19 protein-coding genes are annotated in these 14,302 nt (G+C 62.7%); 11 read left to right on the top strand and 8 right to left on the bottom strand.

Annotated elements, in window-relative coordinates; all coding sequences use genetic code 11:
• Window positions 1-22: 22 nt before the first annotated feature.
• Window positions 23-214 (bottom strand): CsbD family protein, encoded by a 192-nt coding sequence (locus tag C3Y91_RS23170; RefSeq protein WP_003546001.1) that lies wholly within the window; start codon window positions 212-214, stop codon window positions 23-25.
• 115 nt (window positions 215-329) lie between these two features.
• Window positions 330-935 (bottom strand): YqgE/AlgH family protein, encoded by a 606-nt coding sequence (locus C3Y91_RS23165; protein WP_018069111.1) that lies wholly within the window; start codon window positions 933-935, stop codon window positions 330-332.
• A gap of 141 nt (window positions 936-1,076) precedes the next feature.
• On the opposite strand from C3Y91_RS23165, the gene C3Y91_RS23160 reads away from it, so the two are divergent.
• Entirely contained in the window at window positions 1,077-1,928 is an 852-nt protein-coding gene (locus C3Y91_RS23160) for a protein-disulfide reductase DsbD domain-containing protein (RefSeq protein ID WP_131712382.1), read from the top strand.
• Between the two features lie 125 nt (window positions 1,929-2,053).
• On the top strand, window positions 2,054-2,539 hold the full coding sequence (locus C3Y91_RS23155) for a peroxiredoxin (RefSeq protein WP_011650769.1): 486 nt from the start codon (window positions 2,054-2,056) through the stop codon (window positions 2,537-2,539).
• A gap of 99 nt (window positions 2,540-2,638) precedes the next feature.
• Here C3Y91_RS23155 and C3Y91_RS23150 read toward each other — a convergent pair whose 3' ends face one another.
• From C3Y91_RS23150 to C3Y91_RS23125, 6 genes are all read right to left on the bottom strand, one after another.
• Window positions 2,639-2,992 (bottom strand): DoxX family protein, encoded by a 354-nt coding sequence (locus tag C3Y91_RS23150; RefSeq protein WP_012756335.1) that lies wholly within the window; start codon window positions 2,990-2,992, stop codon window positions 2,639-2,641.
• 11 nt (window positions 2,993-3,003) lie between these two features.
• Entirely contained in the window at window positions 3,004-3,393 is a 390-nt protein-coding gene (locus tag C3Y91_RS23145) for a nuclear transport factor 2 family protein (RefSeq protein WP_018069113.1), read from the bottom strand.
• Between the two features lie 143 nt (window positions 3,394-3,536).
• Window positions 3,537-4,271 (bottom strand): SDR family oxidoreductase, encoded by a 735-nt coding sequence (locus tag C3Y91_RS23140; protein ID WP_168575829.1) that lies wholly within the window; start codon window positions 4,269-4,271, stop codon window positions 3,537-3,539.
• 110 nt (window positions 4,272-4,381) lie between these two features.
• On the bottom strand, window positions 4,382-4,969 hold the full coding sequence (locus C3Y91_RS23135; protein WP_168575828.1) for a TetR/AcrR family transcriptional regulator: 588 nt from the start codon (window positions 4,967-4,969) through the stop codon (window positions 4,382-4,384).
• A gap of 137 nt (window positions 4,970-5,106) precedes the next feature.
• A complete protein-coding gene (locus C3Y91_RS23130) occupies window positions 5,107-5,682 on the bottom strand; it encodes a peroxidase-related enzyme (RefSeq protein ID WP_011650770.1) in 576 nt (191 codons plus the stop codon).
• Complete coding sequence (locus C3Y91_RS23125; RefSeq protein ID WP_168575827.1) at window positions 5,679-6,161, bottom strand: CMD domain-containing protein; 483 nt, start codon at window positions 6,159-6,161, stop codon at window positions 5,679-5,681. Before C3Y91_RS23125 ends, C3Y91_RS23130 begins: the two co-directional genes overlap by 4 nt.
• Window positions 6,162-6,321: 160 nt before the next feature.
• Between C3Y91_RS23125 and C3Y91_RS23120 the strand changes: the two genes are divergently transcribed.
• The 9 genes from C3Y91_RS23120 (at window position 6,322) to C3Y91_RS23085 (ending at window position 14,291) form a co-directional block, all read left to right on the top strand.
• On the top strand, window positions 6,322-7,320 hold the full coding sequence (locus C3Y91_RS23120; RefSeq protein WP_168575826.1) for a LysR family transcriptional regulator: 999 nt from the start codon (window positions 6,322-6,324) through the stop codon (window positions 7,318-7,320).
• A complete protein-coding gene (locus tag C3Y91_RS23115) occupies window positions 7,317-8,807 on the top strand; it encodes an NAD(P)-binding domain-containing protein (RefSeq protein ID WP_168575825.1) in 1,491 nt (496 codons plus the stop codon). The genes C3Y91_RS23120 and C3Y91_RS23115 overlap by 4 nt, the downstream gene beginning before the upstream one ends.
• Complete coding sequence (locus C3Y91_RS23110; RefSeq protein WP_018484521.1) at window positions 8,800-9,540, top strand: amino acid ABC transporter ATP-binding protein; 741 nt, start codon at window positions 8,800-8,802, stop codon at window positions 9,538-9,540. The genes C3Y91_RS23115 and C3Y91_RS23110 overlap by 8 nt, the downstream gene beginning before the upstream one ends.
• A gap of 16 nt (window positions 9,541-9,556) precedes the next feature.
• Window positions 9,557-10,381, top strand: a complete 825-nt coding sequence (locus C3Y91_RS23105; protein ID WP_130664139.1) for an amino acid ABC transporter substrate-binding protein — start codon at window positions 9,557-9,559, stop codon at window positions 10,379-10,381.
• 56 nt (window positions 10,382-10,437) lie between these two features.
• On the top strand, window positions 10,438-11,145 hold the full coding sequence (locus C3Y91_RS23100; RefSeq protein WP_024323027.1) for an amino acid ABC transporter permease: 708 nt from the start codon (window positions 10,438-10,440) through the stop codon (window positions 11,143-11,145).
• 19 nt (window positions 11,146-11,164) lie between these two features.
• On the top strand, window positions 11,165-11,857 hold the full coding sequence (locus tag C3Y91_RS23095; protein ID WP_130723926.1) for an amino acid ABC transporter permease: 693 nt from the start codon (window positions 11,165-11,167) through the stop codon (window positions 11,855-11,857).
• Between the two features lie 690 nt (window positions 11,858-12,547).
• The gene (locus tag C3Y91_RS38445; RefSeq protein WP_258719863.1) at window positions 12,548-12,676 is read left to right on the top strand and encodes a hypothetical protein; all 129 of its coding nucleotides are present in this window, start codon (window positions 12,548-12,550) and stop codon (window positions 12,674-12,676) included.
• Entirely contained in the window at window positions 12,673-13,422 is a 750-nt protein-coding gene (locus C3Y91_RS23090) for a metal ABC transporter ATP-binding protein (RefSeq protein WP_130723928.1), read from the top strand. The genes C3Y91_RS38445 and C3Y91_RS23090 overlap by 4 nt, the downstream gene beginning before the upstream one ends.
• Window positions 13,419-14,291: a metal ABC transporter permease gene (locus C3Y91_RS23085; RefSeq protein ID WP_131612670.1), complete on the top strand. Its 873-nt coding sequence runs from the start codon at window positions 13,419-13,421 to the stop codon at window positions 14,289-14,291. The genes C3Y91_RS23090 and C3Y91_RS23085 overlap by 4 nt, the downstream gene beginning before the upstream one ends.
• Window positions 14,292-14,302: the final 11 nt, after the last annotated feature.

Below are 14,302 nucleotides of genomic sequence, written 5' to 3'. Positions count from 1 at the left end.
GTGTGTGAAGAGACGCTGTCGCTCAGAGCCGGTCGACGGCGCCCTTGAGCTTGTCCTTGACCTTGCCGGTTGCGACTTGTCCCTTGCCCTTGGCTTCCTGGACGGCGCCCTTGGCCTGCATCTCGCGATCGTCCGTCGCCTTGCCGACGGCCTGCTTGGTCTTGCCGGCAATTTCGTTTGCCTTACCGGAAATCTTGTCGCTGGTGCTACCCATCTTGTGATGTCTCCTTGGTCGGCATGGGCCTTTTGTCCATGCTTGCCGAAATGAAACGTCACTCTTGGCTATTCGTTCCCGCTGCCGTCAGGTCAGCTGCCGTCAGGCCAGCCTCTCAAGCATGGCCCGCTTCGGCCGACAGCATGGCAGCGGTCACGCCCATGCCGGCGAGCGCCCGCTCGTATTTGTCGTCGAGGCTGCGGTCGAAGATCAATTCCTCGTTGGCCGGGCAGGTGAGCCAGCCATTGTTGACGACCTCGTTTTCGAGCTGGCCGGCGGCCCAGGAGGAATAGCCGAGCAGCATCGTTGCCCGCGTCGGCCCGTCGCCCTTGGAGATGGCGCGGACGATGTCGAGCGTCGCCGTCAGGCAGATGTCGTCGCTGACGGGGATCGAGGAGTCGCTGGCATAATCGTCCGAATGCAGCACGAAGCCGCGGCCGCTTTCCACCGGGCCGCCGGTCTGAATCGGGAATTCGCGGGCCCGTTTCGGCAGCACGATCGAATCTTCCTGCTTGATCATGTCGAGATGCAGCAGCACATCGGTGAAGGTAAGGCTCTGCGGACGGTTGATGACGAAGCCCATGGCGCCGGCATCCGAATGCGCGCAGATGTAGATGACAGTGCGCGCAAAATTGCGGTCTTCCATGCCCGGCATGGCGATGAGGAACTGGCCATCGAAGAAGCCACGTTCCCGTCTGTTCTTCAGCGTTGATAAGGACATCGTTCCTCCTGCTGCCAGACCGCACCAAGGCCTCGACAAGAGAAACATGGGCCAATGTCACACATCAATCAACTGAAAATGAAGATTTAAATCGCTGCGACTTCTGGCGGCCAAACAGCAGTTTCGGTAAACCTTTGTTCCATGATGATTATTTCCTTGGCCCCGCGCCGGTTTTTAATTGCGGCCGTCTCAATGGCCGCAGCCCTTGTGCCGTTTTCTACCATTCATGCGGAAATGAGCGCCTGGGCGGACAACGACGGCGGCCGCATGCGCCTCGTGGCGCTCGCGCCCGATGCCGCCGGCAAAATCCGCGCCGCCCTTCAGATCGAGCCGAAACCCGGCTGGATCACCTATTGGAAAGAGCCCGGCAACAGCGGCATTCCGCCGCAAATCACCATCACGGCGGAGAGCGGGGTCACGCTCGATGCCATCGCCTATCCCGTTCCGAAACATTTTTTCAACGGCGGCATCGAGGATATCGCCTATGACGCGCCGGTGACGCTGCCGCTGTCGCTGACGGCGGCCGGCAAAGGCCCGGTTGCGATCGACGCTTCCGCCTTCATCGGCATCTGCAAGGATATCTGCATTCCCTTCCAGGCGAATTTTCAGCTGAAGCTTGGCCCCGCCATGCAGTCGCATCCTGAGGAGGAGGCGATCCTCCAGGCGGCCGATGCGAGCCTGCCGAAGCCGCCATCGGTGGATTTCGGCGTGACGGCGCATGCGATGTCGCCTGACAGGAAGACGCTGTCGCTGACGTTGGCTCTGCCGGGCGGGGGGCCGGGCGAGGGCAGGGCCGCGCCCGATATCATCGTCACCGGTCCGAGCGGCTATGCCTTCACCAAGCAGATCGGCGGCAAACGCGACGGCGCCGCCTTCAAGGTCGATGTGCCAATCGGCAAGCTGCCGAAGGATTACGACATATCGGGCAAGCAATGGAACGTGCTGGTGATCGACGGCGAGAAGGCGATGGAGACGACGCTTGCCTTCGAATGACCGGCCTTGCCTTTCAATGGCCGGCCTTGCCTTTCAATGATGGGCTCCTATAGTCGCCTCCGATCCCGTGCGGCGCCCGCCGCCGCCAAGCAGAACCGCCAAATCCAGAACTCAAGGAGAAGACCATGACCATCGCGATCGGCGACAAGCTTCCTGCCGCCACCTTCAAGGAAAAGACGGCTGACGGCCCGGTCGAAATCACCACCGATCAGCTCTTCGCCGGCAAGCGCGTCGTGCTCTTTGCCGTGCCGGGCGCGTTTACGCCGACCTGCTCGCTGAACCACCTGCCGGGTTATCTCGAAAACCGCGACACCATCCTTGGCAAGGGCGTCGACGACATCGCCGTCGTCGCCGTCAACGACTGGCACGTGATGGGCGCCTGGGCGCAATCCTCCGGTGGCATGGGCAAGATCCACTTCCTCGCCGATTGGGATGCCGGCTTCACCAAGGCCGTCGGCCTCGACGCCGACCTCTCCGCCGGCGGCCTCGGCCTTCGCTCCAAGCGTTATTCGATGCTGGTGGAAGACGGCGTGGTCAAAGCCCTCAACGTCGAGGAAAGCCCCGGCCAGGCGACCGTCTCGGGTGCGGCCGCGATGCTGGAACAGCTCTGAGCGCTCATTCCTGATGGATGAAGGGGCGGCCGTTTGGTCGCCCTTTTCACTTGTGTGATCGGCTCGCTCTCGGGCGGCCCCTGCTGCCGGATGCCGGCATCATCCTGCTCGCCTCATCGTCAGAACAGCGACGAGCCCGCAAAAACCCAGCACCACCAGGGGCGGAATTGCATGAGCATATTCGCCGTGGAACAGAACCGTGCCCGCGGCGGCCAGCATCACCGCACTTCCGAGCAGTGAACCGTAGAGGCGGAGCGGTTTGAAGATGAGCATGACCGCGGTCGTGAATTCACAGATGGCGGTCAGATAGTGAAAGCTTTCCGGATAGCCCCAGCGGGCGTAGTCCGCGGCAATTTCGGGGCTGACGAAGGTGTTGCCATAGGCGCCGACGAAGAAGAAGGCTGCAAGCAGCCAGGCAATGACGTTTGCCAGGGATAGGTTGACGAGAGACATAGGGGGCAACCTCAATGCGACGGCGCTTGGAGCGCGAGAGTGCGGCGCGCCAAACGCCAGCCCTCCGGCGTCCGCCGTAGCCGGTCGGTATAGGTCACGCTCGCCACTGCGCCGCTCGGCAACAGACCAAGCCCCTTCGAGACGGCGACGAGCTCGTCGCCCGCGCCTTCTTGAACGTGCACATTCGTCGTGTGATGGGCCGTCGCATGGCCGTCCTGGCTGGCCATATGGCAGATCGCTGCAATGCCTGTGACCGGCGCAAAGCCGAAAACGCCCGCGTCGAAATGTGCATCCTCGGTAAAGACTTCACCGAACCTGTCCCACGCATGATTGTCGACGAGGTGTGCCCAGAGCGAGAGGATTTGGTTGATCTCTACGATGTCATCCGTCGTTGGTTTCATGTCTCATGGTCCTTGAAAGGGGATGGCGGGCGAATTCACTATCGCGGCGAAAAGGCGGATGCCGCGTCGTCAGGACGCAACATCCCCCGTGTTGCTGAACGGTCCTGCTCAGGCCGGGTCGTCAGGCGCCCGGCCGCGGGCCGTCACCAGTTGATGGGGCCATTGGTGTTGAAAAACTGGCCGGTCGGTCCGGCGTCATCCAGCAAGGCATATTTGACCGGGGCCCGAACGCCGTCTTCGATCGTGATGTAGCCGCCGCCTCTGTTCAACTCGGTCATGACATAGCCGGGGCAGACAGCGTTGACCTTGATCGGTGTATCTTTCAGCTCAAGGGCAAGCTGCACGGTCAGCATGTTGACCGCCGCCTTGGAGGCCGCATAGCCAAGCCATTTGACATCGGGGGACGGATTGTTTGCATCGCCCGTCCACCAAAGCGAACCCACGCTGCTGGAAAGGTTGACGATGCGCCCGCTGGCCGCCTTGCGGATCAGCGGCAACAGTTTCTGGGTCACGATCACCATTCCGATGAAATTGACCTCATAGGATTCACGCAGGGTTTCGACGGAGGCCACGCTGGGGAAATCGTCGGTGTCGAGCAGCAGGATTCCCGCATTGTTGATCAGGATGTCGAGTCTGCCAAACCGTTCGTCGATCGATGATGCGGCAGCGTCGATCGTCTCAGGGCGATTGAGATCGATCTCGATCGCCTCGACCGCCAACCCCTCCGCACGCAATGTTTCGGCCTTTGCTTGGCCTGCGGCAAGATCGCGTGCGCCGAGAAGGATGAACACGCCTTCCCGGCCGAGCTGGCGAGCCGTTTCAAAACCAAGGCCGCGGGTCGCGCCGGTGACGAGCGCGATCTTTTGATGTGTGGACATTCTATCTCCCAAGCAGGCGCGCTCGCAGGGCGAGGCTGTTTGCAATGACGTTGCTCAGCAACGCATCGTGAAATTGCATGGGAAATTATGTCTGTCAACGACAAATGACACTAAGTGTCATTTTGTTCGAAGTGGATGATACTGGCGGCGCGATCGAAGAGATCGGCAAGTGACATGGCCGCTCCGCCATCCACCCAGCTGTTTATCGATGCCCGAATGAGCGCGAAAACCGTTCCCGCCACCGTATAGGCGACAACATCCGGGAGCGGAGACCGCCTGTCCGGCGAGGCGAGAATATGGGCGACTTCGTCGATCAGTTCGGCGATCATCTGTTCTTTTCGCGCGGAAATGCTCCTGTTGGAGCGGATTGCCGTCTCGATGGCGAGAAAGAAACGCGACTTTTCATCGAACGCCAAAAGCATCGCCCGCGCGGCAGCAAGAAGTGCGACAACCGGCGGTTCCGACGCGAGCCGCTCCGTCAGTTCCGCACGGACGATCGTCATGCCATCCTGCACCCAGCTGACGATCACATCTTCCTTTGTCGGGAAATAGCGAAGCAGGGTGCGGGGCGAAACGCTGACGGCGGCCGCGATATCGGCGACCGTCGTTTCCTCGAATCCGCGCTTGTGGATCAGGTCCAACGCGGCCTCGAGCAGTTGGGCTCGCGTGCGATCCTTCTTATCTTCCCGAAGTCCCAAGATTGTCTCCACGCTGACATGCGGCGGGCTTCTTTTGACACATCATGCCATTTGTCGTCCAGCGACAGAAAATGCGCCAAAGCATTTCGCGCAAAACGACATGCGGAAAACCAAAGATCTAAAGCGTGTCATGCGCTTCAGTCCTTCATCGGCTCGCCGAGCGTATGCATCAGGCGGTTCGCCCAGCCGAAGATCGCCGACGAGAGGACGAGATCGAGAGCCTCCAACTCGTCGAGCCCGACGTCCGCCAGCGCCTGCGCGTCGGCCGCGACCGCCTCGGGCGGCGTGGTCGACAGTCGGGCCGAAAAGTTGAAGATTTCCTGGAGGTGCTCGTCGAGCGTCGCCTCGAGACCATCGGCGAACACGGCTTCGATGACATCCGTGCGTTTTGTCAGGTTGTTGAACCGCGATGCATGGACGGCGGCGCAGTAGACGCAGCGGTTGACGACTGAGGCGGCGACGGCACCCAGTTCGCGCTCGCTGGCCGCCAGTCCGTCCTTGCCGTACATGATCAGATTGAACAGCGGCGAGCGGACCGCGAGCGTCTCGGGATCGTGCGCCAGGGTCAGCACATAGGGCGAGATGCCCTTGTTCGACGGCGTCGTCTGCATTGCTGCATGCTGCTCGTCGGTGGCGGTCGCGAAATCGACCGGAACGACATAGGGCTGCCAGCGCGGCACCGTGGTGGTGAAGGTGTGGACGACCTCGCTCATCGTATTTCTCCCAGCAGCTTCAGGCCGGCGAGAACCCGCACCTGGTAATTGACGAAAGCCGCAAGCTCCGCGAGCCGGACGATGTCGGCGTCGGTCACGCCGACCTGGCGCAATGCCTCCACATGGGCGCGCGTCGCATCGCGCGGCGCGACCGTGAGCCGGTCGGCATGGCGAACGATCTCGGCGGTACGCGGATCCGACACGTTCGTGTCCGGCTCGGCGAGCAAGGCTGTCGCCGGTTCGTCGGCGCGGGCAACGAGCCCGTCGTAATGGCTTGCGAGCGCCGGGCTGCGGTTGTGGCGCGCCATGCGGGCGGCGAGTGCCGCCCTCAGGCCGTGCGACAGTCCGCCGGGATCGCGTGGCAGAAGCACTGCGTCGTGGGCCGCTTCACTGAGGCGCAGGATCTCGGCGCGTTTGCCCATGGCTTCCGCGAGCGCGGAACCCGGCCTCACAGAGGCAAGAGTTTCGATGAGTGTCAAAACAAGCTCCTCAATACGTCGCGGACATAGGTCTTAGGTAGGCCCGACCTGTCATTATGTCAAACTGGAATGCTAAACGGCATTTGATGTGAATTTTTTATCTACTGCCAGTCGTCAAATGAGAATTGTCATGCTTTACTGACATGAAGGAGAGTGTTTGATGCCCACTATGCATTCTAACTCTTTCGATATCCGGCAGCTTGAAGCCTTCGCGGCGGTGATGTCCGCCGGCAGCGTGACGGGGGCGGCGCGACTGCTCGGCCGGTCGCAGCCGGCCGTAACGCGGCTGATCCAGGATCTGGAAGCCGATATCGGTTATGCGCTGCTGCATCGAAGCGGCCCGCGGATCAGCCCGACCGCGCGCGGTCTGCTCTTTCACGCCGAAGTGGAGCGCCATCTTGCGAGCCTCGCCCACATCCGCGAGCGGGCGAATGCCATCGGCCTCGACGAGCCGCCGTCGCTGACAATTGCCGCCACGCCGTCGCTTGCGGCCGGCGTTCTGCCGCAGGCGATTTCGGCCGTCGCGCCGGACCTGATACCGCGTCATCTCCATGTGCAGGCGCTGGCGGCAGAGAACGTCGTGCAGGCGGTGCTCGCCCGCTCGGCGGATTTCGGGATCTCAAGCCTGCCGCTGGAGCACCCCGGCCTCGACGTGCACTGGATTGCCGAAGCGTCGTGTGTCGTCGCTCTCGCCGCCAACGATCCGCTCGCCAATGATGACGTGGTGCGTCTCTCCGATCTCGCCGAGCGCCGCATCATCACGCTCGCCAACCCCTACCGCCTGCGCCACCGCATCGACGAGGCCCTGGAGCGGGCGGGTGTGGCGCCGCAACGGATGATCGACGTCAACGCCTCGCTGACGGCCCTGACGATGGTCCGGGCCGGACTGGGCGTCGCCATCGTCGAGCCGGCGACGGTCTGCGGGGTTCCGCTCGAGGGGATCGTGATGCGCGTCCTCGACCACACTATCCCCTTCCTGTTCGGTGCCATCTCGCCTGCCGCGATGCCGCTGACCCCGACGGTCGCCGCCGTGATCGATGCGGCCCGCGCCGTGGCGCTCGCGATGCCCGGTTGCCGGCTGCATGACGCAGGCGGCGTCGAAGCATTGGCCGACACTGTCTACGGCGGTAGCCCGATGACCGAGGACGTGCCGTCATGAGCGACCTCTCGACGTTTCCGAACAATCTCGAAGCGCTCGAGGCACGCCTGCGCCAGGACCTTGCCTGGCTGGAGCTGCCGGCCAAGTCCTGGGTTCCGCCCCGCATCGTCGACGGCCAGGCGGTCGTCGACGTCGTGATCATCGGTGCCGGCATGGCCGGGCTCGTGGCCTCTGCCATGCTGAAGCGGCTCGGCGTGGCCAACCACATCCTTCTCGACAAGGCGCCTGCCGGAAGCGAGGGTCCGTGGGTCACCTTCGCCAGGATGCGAACCCTTCGCTCCCCCAAGCAACTGACCGGGCCGGCAATGGGCCTGCCGGCGCTGACGTTCCGCGCCTATTACGAGGCGCGTCATGGCCGCGATGCCTGGGTCGCGCTCGACCGGGCGCCGCGTGAGACATGGATGGACTACCTGGTCTGGTACCGGCGCGTGCTTGACCTGCCGGTGCGCAATGGGGTCGCCGTCGATGCCATTCGTCCGCGCGCCGACGGCCTGCTCGAAGTCGTCTGCCGTCATGATGGCCGGTCCGAAACGACGATCGCGCGCCATGTGGTGCTGGCAACGGGCCGCGACGGCCTCGGCGGTCCCTTCGTACCGTCGATCGCCCACGGCATCGAGCGCAAGTTCTGGGCTCATACCGCCGACGAAATCGACTTCGCCGCATTGCGCGGCAAGCGGGTCGGGGTCGTCGGAGCCGGCGCCTCGGCGATGGACAACGCCGCCACCGCGCTCGAGGCAGGCGCCGCCCGGCTTGACCTGTTCGTGCGCAGGACCGACCTGCCTCGGATCAACAAATTCACCGGCATCGGCAGCCAGGGCGTGGTGCACGGCTTTGCCGGTCTGCCGGATGACTGGAAGTGGCGCTTTCTCGACTATGCCATGCGCTCGCAGACGCCGCCTCCGCGCCCGAGCGTCCTGCGTGTCAGCGCATTCCCGCAGGCCCATCTCCATCTGAAGAGCCCGATCGATCGATTGCAGCAGCAAGGCGACCATATCGTTGTGACCACGCCGAAAGGCAGCTATCCCGTCGATTTCCTGATCTTCGGCACCGGCTTCAAGGTCGAGCTGACAAACCGGCCGGAACTCGCCGCCGTCGCATCCCATATCCGCCTCTGGCGCGACCGCTTCCCCGTGCCCCCGGACATGCGAAACGACGAGCTGGAAACCTCACCCGACCTCGGCGACGCGTTCGAGTTCCTCGAGGCCGAGCCCGGCGCCTGCCCGGCGCTGGCCCGCATCCACTGCTTCAACTTCCCGGCGACGCTCAGCCACGGCAAGCTCACGGGCGACATTCCCGCAATCAGCGAAGGCGCCGACCGGCTTGCGCGCGGCATCGTCAGGGCGTTGTTCATCGCCGACCGCGAGCGTCATTTCGCCGATCTCCAGGCCTTCGACACGCCCGAATTGCTCGGAGACGAGTGGGCCGACGACGAGACCGCGACGTTTTCCGACCTATCTGCCGAAAGGACACCGACCCGAAATGCTTGAGATCAAAAACCTAAAGCTGTCCTACGGAAACACCCAGGTCCTCAACGGCGTCGATCTCTCGGTGAACCGCGGCGACGTGGTGTCGATCATCGGCCCGAGCGGCACCGGCAAGACGACATTGCTGAAGTGCATCAACTATCTGGCGAAGCCCGCCTCCGGCACGATCGCCTTCGATCAGGTCAGGATGGATTACCGGAAACCGGACAACACCGCGGTCCAGGCGATCCGGCTGCGGACGGCGATGGTCTTCCAGCAGTTCAACGTCTTCAAGAACATGACCGTCATTCAGAATGTGATGGATCCGCTCGTGGTCGTGCAGCGCAAGTCGAAGGACGAGGCGCGTTCGATCGCTTTGCAGGAGCTTGAGCGGGTCGGCCTTTCGAACAAGGTCGACAGCTACCCGTCCCAGCTTTCCGGCGGCCAGCTGCAGCGGACCGGCATTGCGCGGGCGCTGGCCGTCAAGCCGGATGTGATGCTCTTCGACGAACCGACGTCGTCGCTGGACCCCGAACTCGTCGGCGAGGTTTTGAAGGTGATCAGGGACGTCACGTCGTCAGGCATCACCTCGCTCCTCGTCACCCACGAGATGCAGTTCGCAAAGAATATCTCGAACCGCATCGTCTTCATGGATCGGGGCGTCGTCGCCGCTCAAGGCAGCCCTGCCGAGATCTTCGACACGCCCTCCAACCCGCGCCTTGCCCAGTTCCTGAATTCCGAACACTCGATACAGTAAAGAAAGGATGCCTGACATGTCTTCCATCAAGTCGACTTCCCGCCGCAGCTTCGGCCTCGCTGTCGCCGGCGTTGCCTTTGCCCTCGCAACCGCAGGCGTATCGCATGCCGAGGACGTGCGCACCGTCAAGATCGCGACGGCTGCCGAATCCAAGCCGCTCTCCTGGGGTGCCATCGGCGTCGAGCCGCAGGGTTACGAGCCCGACGTGCTGAAGGCGATCAACGCCAAGCTGCCGCAGTACAAATTCGAGATGGAGGGTGCTGCCGACATCGCTCAGGAGACCGGCCTTGCCACCGGCAAGTACGACATCGCGACCGGCGGCTACTACCGGGCGCCCGCTCGCGAAAAGCAGTTCCTCATTCCGGAGAGCCCGATCGGCGCCAGCCTGATCAAGATCTACAGCCGCAAGGACAGCGGCATCAACGAGATGAAGGATCTCGTCGGCAAGAAGATCGTGCCGGTGACGGCCGGCGGCGGCATCTACAAATTCGCCACTGCCTGGCAGGAAAAGAACCCCGACTCCAAAATCGAGATCACCGCGTCCAGCGCCGGCATTCCCTATCCGGATCGCCTGAAAGAGGTCGAGAACGGCAAATACGACGCGCTGGTTCTGCCGTCGAACCTCGGCGAGCAGACGGTCATCGACCAGCAGAAGCTCGAGGTCAAGGCGAGCGAGCCGGTTGCGATCAATAACACCTTCGTCCTGATCCATCGCTCCGAGGAGAACAAGGCGCTCTCCGCAGACATCGACAAGGCTCTGAAGGAGCTCAAGGCCGACGGCACGCTGGCCAAGCTCTCGCAGAAATGGTTCGGCGAGGACATCACCACCTACATGAAGTAACGCCGGCCAACGATACCGGCGATCAGGCCCAAGACCGAAACAAGGAGTGTTCCGAAGTGGACCTATCCATCATGATCCCTGAGCTGCTCTCGGCGCTGCCGCTGACGCTTGCGATCACGTTCACGGCCATGATCGCCGGCTTCCTGCTGGCCTTGATAACGACGACGTTCCGGGTGCGCAGGATACCGGTTGTCAGCCAACTGGCTGACCTCTACGTGTCCTATGCCCGGAGCGTCCCCGTCGTGCTCCAGTTGTTCGTCGCCTTCTACGGACTGCCGCTGGTCGTCGCTCTGTTCGAGGTCGAGGATTTCGTGTCCCCGAACGTCGCGGCGATCGTCGGCCTCAGCCTCTACCATGGAGGCTATCTTTCCGAGGTTCTGCGGCCAGCCTACCTCGCCGTCGAACGCGGCCAGCACGATGCTGCGGACAGTCTCGGATACACCTTCCTTCAGAAGATCCTTCGGGTCGTCGGACCCCAGGCCGTGCACATCGCCCTGCCAGGTTACGGCAACTCGATCATCTACCTCATCCACAACGTTGCACTCGTGATGTACATCGGCGCCGCGGATGTCATGGCGACCGCCCATCTGGTCATGGAGCGCGACTACAACCAGTACCAGTTCGAGACCTACCTTGTGCTGGCGGTGATCTATTCGCTGCTATGCCTCGTGGCATGGATCGTCGTGCGCTTTTTCGAAACGCGAAACGCAAAATTCGCGCCCAATACCGCACCGGCCAAGGCCACCATGATGGCAAGCGTCTGATCGAATAGGAGGTCATCACATGTTCGATTCCGAAGTCCTTCTTCCCGATCTCTGGGATATCCTCGGCGCGGTCCCGGTGACGCTCGCCATGGCGCTTGGAATCTTCGTCTTCTCTACGATCGTCGGCAGCCTTTTCGCGATGGTGGAATATCGGCGGGTCCCGCTGCTTCGGGAACTGGTCGTCGCCTACAAGGTCGTCTTCAAGGGCGTTCCGATGGTCATCGTGATCTTCCTCGCCTATTACGGCCTGCCGCCGACGCTGCAGTTCCTGACCTCGCTCGTCGGCATCGACTATAACGGTCACTCGACGCCGAACTGGATCACGCTCATCGTCGCCCTGACCGCCTGCGTCGCAGCCTTCCAGGCTGAAGTCGTGAAGGGGGCACTCAACTCCTTCGACAACGGTCAGGCCGATGCGGCCTACTCCCTAGGCTACAAGCGCAGCCAGCTGTTCCGCCGGGTGATGCTGCCTCAGGTCATCGTCGCGGCCATCCCCGATCTCGCCAACTCCATCATGGTGATCATGAAGGCGCTGTCGCTGGGATTTGCGATCGAGGTCGTCGACATCTTCGCCCAGTCGCAGCTGACCGCGGCGCTGAACTTCTACTATCTCGAAGCCTTCCTGATCGCGGTCGTCATCTACATGGTGATCGCCTATCTCGTCACATACGCCGCCGACCGGATGGAACGGGCTCTGAGGGTATGGGCCTAAAGCGCGTCGGGCGCTTTCTTTGATCGATGATATTCCAGATCACCAGATTTGCGCTTTGCATAGCGCCGATTGGCTGATTGAAGGCGGGATGGCCAATGCGAGTTTGGATGACCAGGCCGCAAACTCTTAGTTCGGGATGGCAGCAAAGCTGTCAGGACCTGAAACCCAATGAAGTTGGTCTAAGAAGGTCCTAAGCCTGCGAGCAGCTCGTTCAGGCGTTTCCGTCCGCGTCCATTGCCGGCGTTCCACATTCGTGTCGATATAGCGAAACTCGATCAGGCCCGATGATTGCGCTGAAATCCGAAGGTAGGCCACTGAGGGAGGGGCATGGTCGGTTTGTTGGACGCATAGATCAGCCATCGATGTCCATCCGAACAGCGCATCCCGAAGCGAACTTCGAGAGATGAAATCGGCAAGTTGCTCAACACCCTGCAAGGCCGACGAGAATTTTTCGTCCTCCGAACGTCCTCGCGCGCTGCGAATATGGTCAACAAGTAGGGGCCATGGCCTGATCATGCGTCAAATCTGGCTCAGCAGCATATGGCTGTCAAATGGATGCGCGCACGCGATCATCTCATGTCGAATGCTGCCCGTATTTAGCTTAGCAATGAATCTGGGACTAGCTTCCGCCTCAATCTCGCCGCAATCGTTATAACATAACCGTAATGTTATTACATTGTAGGATGTGCCATGCCCCCGAGCCCCGACCGCCCCTCCGTCAGCCTGCTGGGACAGTCGGCTCTATCTAGGGTGATCGGCATGGCACTGGTCATTGCGCTCCTCTGGTTGGCGATCCACTGGGCGGTTCTCTTGCCATGACGCCGCTGATCCGTCTCGAGAATTTGACCGTCGCCTATAACCGGCACCCCGCCGTCCATCATGTCTCCGGCGCCTTCGCCTCGGGCAGCCTGACGGCGATTGCCGGGCCGAACGGGGCGGGCAAGTCGACGCTGCTGAAGGCGATCATGGGCGAGCTTCGCCCCGGGGAAGGCAGGGTCGAGCACAGGCTGGGGCGGGCGGAATTCGGTTACCTGCCGCAGGCGGCCGAGATCGACCGGCGTTTTCCGATCTCGGTCATCGACACCGTCATGCTCGGCGCCTGGAAGAAGACGGGCGCCTTCGGCCGCATCGCGCCCGCCGAGGTGAAGAGGGCAGGCGAGGCGCTCTCTGCCGTCGGCCTCGAAGGCTTCGGCCGGCGCCATGTCGGCTCGCTGTCGGCCGGCCAGTTCCAGCGCGTGCTCTTTGCCCGCCTGCTGCTGCAGGATGCCGGCATCATCCTGCTCGACGAGCCGTTTACGGCAATCGATGCCCGCACCACCAGGGACCTCGTCGATATCGTCACCCGCTGGCATGGCGAAGGCCGCACGGTGATCGCCGTGCTGCACGATTTCGAGCTCGTCCGCGCCCATTTCCCGCAAACCCTGCTGCTTGCCCGCGAGCTGGTCGGCTGGGGTGCGACCGCAGACGTCATGTCCTCCGTCAATCTCCTGAAAGCGCGCGCCATGGCCGAGCGCTGGGATGAGGATGCGAATGCCTGTGCACCCGAAGAGGCGCCGGCGGCATGACGGCTTACGATCTCTTCCTGGCGCCCTTTGCCGATTACGGTTTCATGCGCCGGGCGCTCATCGCCTGCCTTTGCCTTGGGCTCGGCTCCGGCCCGATCGGCGTCTTCCTGATGCTGCGGCGCATGAGCCTGATGGGTGACGCGATGAGCCATGCCGTGCTGCCGGGGGCTGCCATCGGTTACCTCGTCGCCGGCTCCCTGTCGCTGACGGCGATGGGCCTCGGCGGCCTCATCGCCGGCCTGTCGGTGGCGCTGCTTTCCGGCGCCGTCAGCCGGATGACCGCGCTGCAGGAGGATGCGAGCTTTGCCAGCTTCTATCTCGCCTCGCTGGCGCTCGGCGTGCTGATCGTCTCGCTGCGCGGCTCGAATATCGATCTGCTGCATGTGCTCTTCGGCACCATCCTGGCGATCGATGCGCCCGCCCTTTATCTGATCGGCGCGATCACCTCGCTGACCCTCGTCGTCCTCGCCTTCATCTACCGGCCGCTGGTGGCCGAATGTTTCGATCCGGGTTTTCTGCGCGCCGTCGGCGGGCGCGGGCCGGTCTATCACGTGCTCTTCCTGCTGCTGGTGGTGCTGAACCTCGTCGCCAGCTTCCAGGCGCTCGGCACGCTGATGGCCGTCGGCCTGATGATGCTGCCGGCAGCCGTCGCCCAGCTCTGGTCGCGCAGCTTAGCCGTGATGATGGCGATATCAGCCGCCAGTGCCGCCGCCTCCGGTTATCTCGGCCTGATCGCCTCCTACCATCTCGAGCTCGCCTCCGGCCCGACGATCATCATGACGGCGGCGATCCTCTACGGCTTTTCTATTCTTTTCGCGCCTTCCGGCCTGGCCCGGCGCTTCTTCCCCCGCCCGCATTTGAAGGGCTGATCCCAAGGAGA

Source organism: Rhizobium ruizarguesonis (assembly GCF_012349115.1).
GTDB classification, from domain to species: Bacteria; Pseudomonadota; Alphaproteobacteria; order Rhizobiales; family Rhizobiaceae; genus Rhizobium; species Rhizobium ruizarguesonis.
The sequence above is the reverse complement of the archived record's forward strand: the minus strand, read 5'-3'. Positions and strand labels throughout refer to the sequence as shown.

What these genes read in the sequence shown, in the direction of transcription:
- C3Y91_RS23140 (WP_168575829.1), bottom strand. Translation starts at nt 4,271, where the DNA reads ATGTCCACACATCAAAAGATCGCGCTCGTCACCGGCGCGACCCGCGGC.
- C3Y91_RS23090 (WP_130723928.1), top strand. Translation starts at nt 12,673, where the DNA reads ATGACGCCGCTGATCCGTCTCGAGAATTTGACCGTCGCCTATAACCGG.
- C3Y91_RS23160 (WP_131712382.1), top strand. Translation starts at nt 1,077, where the DNA reads ATGATGATTATTTCCTTGGCCCCGCGCCGGTTTTTAATTGCGGCCGTC.
- C3Y91_RS23130 (WP_011650770.1), bottom strand. Translation starts at nt 5,682, where the DNA reads ATGAGCGAGGTCGTCCACACCTTCACCACCACGGTGCCGCGCTGGCAG.
- C3Y91_RS23120 (WP_168575826.1), top strand. Translation starts at nt 6,322, where the DNA reads ATGCCCACTATGCATTCTAACTCTTTCGATATCCGGCAGCTTGAAGCC.
- C3Y91_RS23115 (WP_168575825.1), top strand. Translation starts at nt 7,317, where the DNA reads ATGAGCGACCTCTCGACGTTTCCGAACAATCTCGAAGCGCTCGAGGCA.
- C3Y91_RS23170 (WP_003546001.1), bottom strand. Translation starts at nt 214, where the DNA reads ATGGGTAGCACCAGCGACAAGATTTCCGGTAAGGCAAACGAAATTGCC.
- C3Y91_RS23095 (WP_130723926.1), top strand. Translation starts at nt 11,165, where the DNA reads ATGTTCGATTCCGAAGTCCTTCTTCCCGATCTCTGGGATATCCTCGGC.
- C3Y91_RS23105 (WP_130664139.1), top strand. Translation starts at nt 9,557, where the DNA reads ATGTCTTCCATCAAGTCGACTTCCCGCCGCAGCTTCGGCCTCGCTGTC.
- C3Y91_RS23085 (WP_131612670.1), top strand. Translation starts at nt 13,419, where the DNA reads ATGACGGCTTACGATCTCTTCCTGGCGCCCTTTGCCGATTACGGTTTC.
- C3Y91_RS23165 (WP_018069111.1), bottom strand. Translation starts at nt 935, where the DNA reads ATGTCCTTATCAACGCTGAAGAACAGACGGGAACGTGGCTTCTTCGAT.
- C3Y91_RS23155 (WP_011650769.1), top strand. Translation starts at nt 2,054, where the DNA reads ATGACCATCGCGATCGGCGACAAGCTTCCTGCCGCCACCTTCAAGGAA.
- C3Y91_RS23150 (WP_012756335.1), bottom strand. Translation starts at nt 2,992, where the DNA reads ATGTCTCTCGTCAACCTATCCCTGGCAAACGTCATTGCCTGGCTGCTT.
- C3Y91_RS23145 (WP_018069113.1), bottom strand. Translation starts at nt 3,393, where the DNA reads ATGAAACCAACGACGGATGACATCGTAGAGATCAACCAAATCCTCTCG.
- C3Y91_RS23110 (WP_018484521.1), top strand. Translation starts at nt 8,800, where the DNA reads ATGCTTGAGATCAAAAACCTAAAGCTGTCCTACGGAAACACCCAGGTC.
- C3Y91_RS38445 (WP_258719863.1), top strand. Translation starts at nt 12,548, where the DNA reads ATGCCCCCGAGCCCCGACCGCCCCTCCGTCAGCCTGCTGGGACAGTCG.